This window comes from Polaromonas sp. OV174 (assembly GCF_900112285.1).
GTDB lineage: Bacteria > Pseudomonadota > Gammaproteobacteria > Burkholderiales > Burkholderiaceae_C > Polaromonas.
The window spans coordinates 127,063-135,504 of record NZ_FOKZ01000014.1 but is presented as its reverse complement, the minus strand read 5'-3'; the positions used below and the strand labels follow the sequence as shown (position 1 = coordinate 135,504).

Annotated in this window: 7 protein-coding genes; 6 read left to right on the top strand and 1 reads right to left on the bottom strand. The window is 61.1% G+C overall.

Features of this window, described 5'->3' with window-relative positions; translation table 11 throughout:
• The 6 genes from BM160_RS13970 to BM160_RS13945 all read left to right on the top strand — a co-directional run.
• On the top strand, positions 1–329 hold a 329-nt coding region (locus BM160_RS13970; protein ID WP_143093263.1), incomplete at its 5' end, for an integrase core domain-containing protein.
• A 352-nt stretch (positions 330–681) separates the two neighbouring features.
• The gene (locus tag BM160_RS13965) at positions 682–1,692 is read left to right on the top strand and encodes an ABC transporter permease subunit (protein WP_092006558.1); all 1,011 of its coding nucleotides are present in this window, start codon (positions 682–684) and stop codon (positions 1,690–1,692) included.
• Complete coding sequence (locus BM160_RS13960) at positions 1,689–2,588, top strand: ABC transporter permease subunit (RefSeq protein ID WP_092006556.1); 900 nt, start codon at positions 1,689–1,691, stop codon at positions 2,586–2,588. The genes BM160_RS13965 and BM160_RS13960 overlap by 4 nt, the downstream gene beginning before the upstream one ends.
• 160 nt (positions 2,589–2,748) lie before the next feature.
• A complete protein-coding gene (locus BM160_RS13955; protein WP_092006588.1) occupies positions 2,749–3,765 on the top strand; it encodes an ABC transporter ATP-binding protein in 1,017 nt (338 codons plus the stop codon).
• 11 nt (positions 3,766–3,776) lie between these two features.
• Positions 3,777–4,772, top strand: coding sequence for a peptide ABC transporter ATP-binding protein (locus BM160_RS13950; protein WP_092006553.1), 996 nt, complete (start codon positions 3,777–3,779; stop codon positions 4,770–4,772).
• A gap of 132 nt (positions 4,773–4,904) precedes the next feature.
• Positions 4,905–6,542 (top strand): ABC transporter substrate-binding protein, encoded by a 1,638-nt coding sequence (locus BM160_RS13945; RefSeq protein ID WP_092006549.1) that lies wholly within the window; start codon positions 4,905–4,907, stop codon positions 6,540–6,542.
• A gap of 124 nt (positions 6,543–6,666) precedes the next feature.
• Here BM160_RS13945 and BM160_RS13940 read toward each other — a convergent pair whose 3' ends face one another.
• Positions 6,667–8,376, bottom strand: coding sequence for a thiamine pyrophosphate-binding protein (locus BM160_RS13940; protein WP_092006585.1), 1,710 nt, complete (start codon positions 8,374–8,376; stop codon positions 6,667–6,669).
• Between the last annotated feature and the right edge of the window lie 66 nt (positions 8,377–8,442).

Sequence of the window (8,442 nt, the reverse complement as noted above, 5' to 3'; positions counted from 1 at the left end):
AGGCGCTGGTGCATCACTCCGACAGGGGCATCCAGTATTGCTCAAATGACTATCAGGAAATCCATCGGCGTCACGGCATCAAGTGCTCAATGACCGACGGCTACGACTGCTACCAGAACGCGCTGGCCGAGCGGGTTAACGGAATCCTGAAGATGGAGTTCCTGCTGCATCGACCGGCCGACCTGAGCCAGGCCAGCCGCATGGTTCAGCAGGCCGTACAAATCTATAACCAGGAAAGGCCGCACCAATCCCTACAATTGAAAACGCCCGATGAGGCTCATCGGGCGTCTTTAGCTGGCCTCATCGGCTCGGCTATTTGTGCTTCATAGGTGTCAACCTATGGCAGGACGGGTCACCGCGCGCACCACCGTCAACGCCATCACCAGCCACCTCTGGCACGCTTCCTGCAATAGTTCTGTGCCTCGCAAACCGCCAGGAGGCCTGGGCGCACTAGGGGTAACTGGGTAGCGATTTGCCCACTTGCACGACCAATAATATGAAGCTCACTAATAAGACTAGAAATCCCTAGGGCATCCGCCGGGACCAGACCGACCAAACCAGATTTTTCATGTTCACGCTTTTAAAGACCGATGTTGCGACGCACCTCGCACACCCGCTGCGCCGCCTGGGCGGCGAACTTTCCACCGCTTGCATTGACGCCGGCTCTCGCATCTCATCCTAATGCTGCGCTTTATCTTCACCCGACTGAGCCTCATCATTCCCACCTTCCTGGGAATGACGCTGCTGGCTTTTTTCCTGATCCGCATGGTGCCCGGCGACCCCATAGAAACCATGGCCGGCGAACGTGGCATCGATCCGGTGCGTCACGCCCAGTTGCTCAAGGAATTCGGCCTGGATCAACCCGTGTTGGTGCAATACGGCATTTATATCGGCCGGGTACTCAAGGGCGATCTGGGCAAGTCCCTCATCACCCAGGAGCCCGTGCTGCGTGAGTTCCTGACACTCTTTCCGGCCACCATTGAACTGGCGCTCTGCGCCATCTTGTTTGCGCTGCTGATAGGCATTCCGGCTGGCATTCTGGCAGCCGTCAAACGCAACTCCATATTCGATCACGGCGTCATGGGCGTCTCACTGACCGGCTACTCAATGCCGATTTTCTGGTGGGGCTTGCTGCTGATCCTGCTGTTTTCAGTGGAGCTGGGCTGGACCCCGGTTTCGGGCCGCATGTCGGTGCAGTATTTCATTGAGCCCACCACGGGCTTTCTGCTGATCGACTCACTGCTCTCCGACGACAAAGGTGCCTTCTGGTCAGCCGTCTCACACCTGATCTTGCCCATGATTGTGCTGGGCACCGTGCCACTGGCGGTGATCGCGCGCATGACGCGCTCGGCCATGCTGGAAGTCCTGGGCGAAGACTACATTCGCACCGCCCGCGCCAAGGGACTGTCCAACCTGCGTGTGGTGGCCGTGCACGCCCTGCGCAATGCGCTGATTCCGGTGGTTACCGTGATTGGCCTGCAGGTCGGCGTCCTGTTCACGGGGGCCATCCTGACGGAAACCATTTTTTCCTGGCCGGGCGTCGGCAAATGGCTGATTGAAGCCATCAGCCGCCGCGACTATCCGGTGTTGCAAGGTGGCATCTTGCTACTGGGCAGCATCGTGATGGCGGTCAACTTGTTGGTTGACATCACCTACGGCATCATCAATCCACGCATCAGGCATCAGCGATGAACACGGCAACTGTAAAAACCCTCAACGCGCCGGCGCCGCCTCATCCGATACGGGAATTCTGGCACTACTTCAGCGCCAACCGCGGCGCCCTCATGGGCCTCATCATTGTGCTGGCGGTCCTGCTGATCGCCCTGTTTGCCCCCATGCTGGCGCCTCATTCGCCCAACATCACCGACAGCACGGTGTTCCTCAAGCCACCGGCCTGGTTGGCGGGAGGATCATGGTCTTATCCGCTGGGCACCGATGCCATTGGCCGTGACATCCTGTCGCGCCTGATGTACGGCGCCCGCCTGTCGCTGGTCATAGGCTTGGCCGTGGTCGCTCTGTCGGTGGTGGTTGGCACCGTGCTGGGCCTCCTCGCGGGCTATTTCCGCGGCATCTTCGAGATTGCCGTCATGCGCATGATGGACATCATCCTGACCCTGCCCAGCCTGTTGCTGGCCATCGTGATTGTGGCCATTCTGGGCCCCGGACTGATGAATGCCATGCTGGCCGTGGCCATCGTGGTGCTGCCGCACTATGTGCGTATTACCCGGGCGGCGGTGATCGCCGAAACCTCGCGTGACTACGTCACCGCAGCACGCATGAGCGGTGCCGGTCGCATTCGGCTGATGTTCAGCGAAATTCTGCCCAATTGCACGGCGCCGCTGATTGTCCAGGCCTCGCTGGGCGTTTCCACCGCCATTCTGGATGCCGCAGCCCTGGGTTTTCTGGGCCTGGGGGCTCAGCCACCCTCTCCTGAATGGGGCACCATGCTGGCCGATGCTAGAGAATTTGTTCTGCGCGCCTGGTGGGTAGTGACCTTCCCCGGCCTCGCCATTTTGATCACCGTGCTGGCCTTCAACCTACTCGGCGACGGACTGCGTGATGCGTTCGACCCAAAACTGAAAAGATGATGGCCCACCCCCTTCTCGGCTCACTGCGTGTAGCCGGATCCCCCCTCCGGGGGCGACAGCTGCGGCTCGGCAAAGCCAATTCCGCGCTGTTCCTTGACAAAACATCCGTGGCGTTTCAGTGCAAAACGCCTCTAAACAGAATATTGGGAAGGCCCTGATCATGGCCCTGCTTGAAATAGAAAACCTGTCCGTCGAGTTCCCCTCGCAAAACGGCATCATGCATGCCGTTGACGGCATCAGCCTGTCGCTCGAAGAAGGCGAAGTGCTTGGCATCGTCGGTGAATCGGGCTCCGGCAAAAGTGTCACCATGATGGCCCTGATGGGCCTAGTGGCTTACCCTGGTCGTGTCAAGGCCGACAAGTTGCGCTTTGCCGGTCATGACCTGCTGGCACTGTCGCCGCGTGAACGCAGCAAGCTCACCGGCAAGGACGTGGCCATGATTTTTCAGGAGCCCACGACCAGTCTTAACCCCTGCTTCACGATTGGTTTTCAGCTCACCGAAACCCTGCGCCTGCACCTCAAGCTCGACAAGAAAGCCGCCACGCGCAAGGCCATCGAGTTGCTGGAGCAGGTCGGCATCAACTCACCCGAAAGCCGCTTGAAGGCTTATCCGCACCAACTTTCGGGGGGCATGAACCAGCGCGTGATGATTGCCATGGCGATTGCCTGCAATCCGCGCCTGCTGATTGCCGACGAACCCACCACCGCGCTCGACGTCACCATCCAGGCACAAATCCTGGACCTGCTGCGCAGCCTGCAAAAAGAGCGTGGCATGGCACTGGTGCTCATCACCCACAACATGGGCGTGGTGTCCGAAATGGCCCAGCGCGTGGCTGTGATGTACGCCGGCCAGATCATGGAAGAGCAAAGCGCCCACGCCCTCTTCAACACGCCGCAGCACCCCTATACCGAAGCACTGCTGGCCGCCCTGCCCGAGCGCAGCGACGGCAGCGGCCGCCTGGCCACCATTCCCGGCATGGTGCCCGGCCTCTATGACAGACCTACCGGTTGCCTGTTTGCGCCGCGCTGCGCCTATGCCACCGAGCATTCGCGCAACGAACGGCCGCTGCTGCGCGCCTGGAAAGACGGCATGGTGCGCTGTCACTATCCGCTGGGAGACCCTGACCGGGAAGCAGCCATATTGCGCGACACGCCGGTGGCGGAGGCTGCACGATGAGCACCGTAACCATGAGCAAGGCCTCCGCCGGTCAGCCGGTGGTGGTGGCCAAGGATCTGAAACGCGTCTACGAAATCCGGCGCGGTTTCTTGCGTGCCCCCGACCATCTGCAGGCCGTGGGTGGCGTCTCCTTTTCGGTCGACGCTGGCAAGACGCTGGCCGTGGTCGGCGAATCGGGCTGCGGCAAATCAACGCTGGCCCGCATGGTGTCGCTGATTGAAACGCCCACCGGTGGCCAGTTGCACATCAAAGGTGTTGATGCCGTCAACGCGCCTCAAGAAGAGCGCCAGGGTCTGCGCAAGGCCGTGCAACTGGTGTTCCAGAATCCTTATGGCTCGCTCAATCCGCGGAAAAAAGTCAGCGCCATTCTGGAAGCTCCGCTGGAGATCAACACCACGCTGACGGCCGCCGAACGAGCCGAAAAGGCGCGCGCCATGCTGGCCATGGTGGGCCTGCGGCCCGAGCACTACGACCGCTACCCGCACATGTTTTCGGGCGGCCAGCGCCAGCGCATCGCCATTGCCCGGGCCTTGATGCTCAACCCCACACTGGTGGTGGCCGATGAGCCGGTGTCGGCACTCGATGTCTCTATCCAGGCCCAGGTATTGAACCTGCTGGCCGACCTGCAGCAGTCCATGGGCCTGGCCTACCTCTTCATCTCGCACGACCTGGGCGTGGTGCGTCATATTGCCCACGACGTGCTGGTGATGTACCTGGGCCATGCGGTGGAACAAGGTGAGAAAAGCACCATCTTTGCCCAGCCCTTGCACCCCTACACCCAGGCCCTGCTGGCGTCCACGCCAGGCCTGGCCGGCAGCAGCGCGGTCAAGCATCGCATTGTGCTCAAGGGCGAACTGCCCTCGCCGCTCAATCCGCCCAGCGGCTGCGTTTTTTCCACCCGCTGCCCGCACGTCACCGAGCGCTGCCGTGCCGAACGCCCGCTGCTGCGTGAAGTGGGCGATCGCCAAGTGGCTTGCCACTATGCCGAAAATTTCCTCACCGCGTGAGCTAAAAACGGTGCAACACTGCATTTGTTCAGGCCACGTTTTCAATGACCGGAGCGCGCGCACCACGAGTGTTGTGCAAACTGGCCGTCAGCCCGCTGCACCGCAGCATTAACCTCCAAGGGAGTTCGCCAAATGATTCAGACCAAACCAAGTGCACGCCGGCTGCGCCCGCTCCAGCGCGCCTTGCTGTGCGCAGTAGCCCTACCGGCATTGCTGGCCCTCTCGCCTGTGTCAGCCAAGACGCTGGTGTTCTGCTCTGAAGGTAGCCCGGAAAACTTCTACCCCGGCGTGAACACCACCGGCACCTCCTTTGATGCCAACGAACCGATTTACAACCGCATCGTGGAGTTTGAGCGTGGCGGCACCAAGGTCGTTCCCGGCCTGGCCGAGAAGTGGGACATTTCTGCTGACGGCAAGGAGTACACCTTTCACCTGCGCAAAGGTGTGAAGTGGCATGGCACCAGCAAGAGCTTCAAGCCCACGCGTGACATGAATGCCGACGATGTGCTGTTCATGTTCGAGCGCCAGTGGAAAGAAGACAACCCATTCTTCAAGGTCACCAGCCCCAATCACTCCTACTTCAGCGACATGGGCATGCCCAAGCTGCTGAAGTCGGTGCAAAAAGTGGATGACTACACCGTCAAGATCACGCTGGACAAGCCGGAAGCGCCTTTCCTGGCCAATCTGGCCATGCCTTATGCCGCAGTGCAGTCCAAGGAATATGCCGATGCCATGCTGAAGGCCGGCACGCCCGAGCGAATCGACCAGGACCCCATCGGTACCGGCCCCTTCTCGCTGGTGCAGTACCAGAAAGACGCCGTCATCCGCTACAAGGCCTTCCCCCAGCACTGGGCCGGCAAGGCCAAGATCGACGACCTGGTGTATTCGATCACGCCGGACGCCTCGGTACGCTGGGCCAAGCTGCAAAAGGGTGAGTGCCATGTCATGCCTTACCCGAATCCGGCCGACCTGGAAGCCATCCGCAAGGACCCCAACGTGCAGGTGCTGGAGCAACCCGGCCTGAACGTCGGCTACCTGGCCTACAACACCACCAAGAAGCCGTTTGACGATGTGCGTGTGCGCAAGGCCATCAATATGTCCATCAACAAGAAAGCCATTGTTGACGGCGTCTACCTGGGCACCGGCATTCCCGCCAAGAACCCGATTCCGCCTTCGATGTGGTCTTACAACGACAGCATCAAGGATGACCCGTATGACCCGGTCGCCGCCAAGAAATTGCTGGCCGAAGCCGGCTACCCCAACGGTTTCAGCACCGACTTGTGGGCCATGCCGGTGCAGCGCCCCTACAACCCGAATGCCAAGCGCATTGCCGAGTTGATGCAAGCCGACCTGGTCAAGGTCGGCGTGAAAGCCGAAATCAAGAGCTTTGAGTGGGGCGAGTACCGCAAGCGCCTGCAGGCCGGCGAGCACCAGATGGGCATGTTGGGCTGGACCGGTGACAACGGCGATCCGGACAACTTCCTCTACACCCTGCTGGGCTGCGCTTCGGCCCAGTCGGTCAGCGGCAGCAATATTGCCAAGTTCTGCTACCAGCCTTATGAAGACATTGTGCTGAAGGCCAAGACCGTGACCAGCCTGACCGAGCGCACCAAGCTCTACCAGCAGGCGCAAGTCATCTTCAAGGAGCAAGCTCCCTGGTTCACCATCGCCCACGCGGTGCAGCTCAAGCCGGTGCGCAAGAGCGTGATTGACTACAAAAACAGTCCCTTCGGCCGCCACAACTTCTATGGCGTAGACATCAAGGAATAAGCTGGAAATTGAGCCTTCACAGGCTTGATGCAAAAAGGCCGGGACACGCCGGCCTTTTTCATTTCTCACTAGCCTTTTAAGTCAAATCGGGCTCCAGTCCATATCCAGAAATCGCAAACAGCTATTACTTTGATAGCAGCTGATTCAAGGCCTGCTGGGTAATCGCCGACAGCGTGCCGCGCGTGGTGATGACTTCCGGGTCCAGCGTCACTTCGATCACCGTACCCTCTTTGCGCGCCAGCGCCGCCAGCAGCTCGGCTTCAAATTCTGCCGTGCGCGTGATGCGCACACCGGCATAACCGTAGGCGCGTGCCAGCGCGGCGAAGTCCGGGTTGTTCAGGCGCGAACCGCTTTCGTGCTGCGGATACTTCCGCTCCTGGTGCATGCGTATGGTGCCGTACATGCCGTTGTTGAGCAGCACGATGATGCTTTTGGCGCCGTGCTGCACCGCTGTCGCCAGCTCCTGGCCATTCATCAGAAAGTCGCCGTCACCCGCCATGGTGAGAACCGTGCGCCCGGTGGTGATGGCCGCAGCAATACCCGCCGGCACGCCGTAGCCCATGGCACCCACGGTAGGCGCCAGCTGCGTCTTGTGGCCTTTGACCAGGCCGTGGTGCTTGAAGAAACGGTGCACCCAGCTGGCGAAATTGCCCGCGCCATTGGTCAGTACCGCGTCAGCCGGCAAATGCTTTTGCAGCAGGCCGACGATGGCCGGCATGTCGATCTCCCCCGGCTGATTCGCGGAAGGTGTCGGCTCCAGATTGGCCAGGTAGTCGGCATTGGCCGAAGCCGTCCAGGCCTCCCAGGTCACGGACACCGGCGCGCTCAGCGCCTCCAGCGAACGCGCCGCCGCATTCATGGTGGCGTTGATGGGCAGGTCGGCCTGGTAGACGCGGTTCAGCTCTTCGGCACTGGCGTGGATGTGCACCAGTTTTTGTTTCGGCCTGGGCGCTTCCAGCAAGGTGTAGTTGCCAGTTGTCATTTCACCCAGGCGCGGGCCTATCGCAATGATCAGGTCGCTGGCCTTGACGCGCGCCGCCAGCTTGGGGTTCAGGCCTATGCCGACATCGCCGGCATACTGCGGATGGTGGTTGTCAAAGGTGTCCTGGAAGCGAAAGGCATTGCCCACCGGCAGCTTCCAGTTTTCGGCAAAGCGCTGCAGCGCCTGCGCAGCCTGCGGCGTCCAGCCACCGCCGCCGGCAATGATGAAGGGGCGCTCGGACTTCAGTAGCATCTCGCGCAAGGTGCGCAAAGCGTCCGGGTCGCTCCAGCTCTGCACCGCTTGCACGCGCGGCAAGGGCTTGGCATCTGTCATTTGCGTCAGCATGTCTTCGGGCAAGACCAGCACCACCGGGCCGGGCCGGCCGTTCATAGCCGTGGCAAAGGCCCGCGCCACGTACTCGGGAATGCGATCGGCGGCGTCAATACGCTCTACGCGTTTGGCGAAGCCCTTGGTACTGGGGCCGAAAAAGCTGGCGTAGTCCACCTCCTGGAAGGCCTCGCGATCGCGGCAATCGCTGGCTACATCGCCCACCAGCAGCACCATGGGGGTGGAGTCCTGGAAAGCCGTGTGTACGCCAATCGAGGCATTGGTGGCGCCCGGCCCGCGCGTCACCATGCAAACACCGGGCCGACCGGTGAGCTTGCCATGCGCCTCGGCCATGAAGGCCGCGCCGCCCTCCTGGCGGCAGGTGATGAACTGGATTTGCTCGCGCCGGGCGTGCAAGCCATCGAGCACCGCCAGATAGCTTTCGCCCGGCACGCCAAATGCATGGGTAACGCCCTGGGCCAGAAGGCAATCGACAAGAAGGTGGCCGGCAAGTTGTTTGGTCATGTCAGCCATTGTGCTGACGCGCCCCGCCTCCTCCTATCGGGAAAGCACGGCCTTGCGAACTTGAAT

Coding starts and splice junctions, on each gene's coding strand:
- BM160_RS13965 (WP_092006558.1), top strand. CDS start 682: ATGCTGCGCTTTATCTTCACCCGACTGAGCCTCATCATTCCCACCTTC.
- BM160_RS13960 (WP_092006556.1), top strand. CDS start 1,689: ATGAACACGGCAACTGTAAAAACCCTCAACGCGCCGGCGCCGCCTCAT.
- BM160_RS13955 (WP_092006588.1), top strand. CDS start 2,749: ATGGCCCTGCTTGAAATAGAAAACCTGTCCGTCGAGTTCCCCTCGCAA.
- BM160_RS13950 (WP_092006553.1), top strand. CDS start 3,777: ATGAGCAAGGCCTCCGCCGGTCAGCCGGTGGTGGTGGCCAAGGATCTG.
- BM160_RS13945 (WP_092006549.1), top strand. CDS start 4,905: ATGATTCAGACCAAACCAAGTGCACGCCGGCTGCGCCCGCTCCAGCGC.
- BM160_RS13940 (WP_092006585.1), bottom strand. CDS start 8,376: ATGACCAAACAACTTGCCGGCCACCTTCTTGTCGATTGCCTTCTGGCC.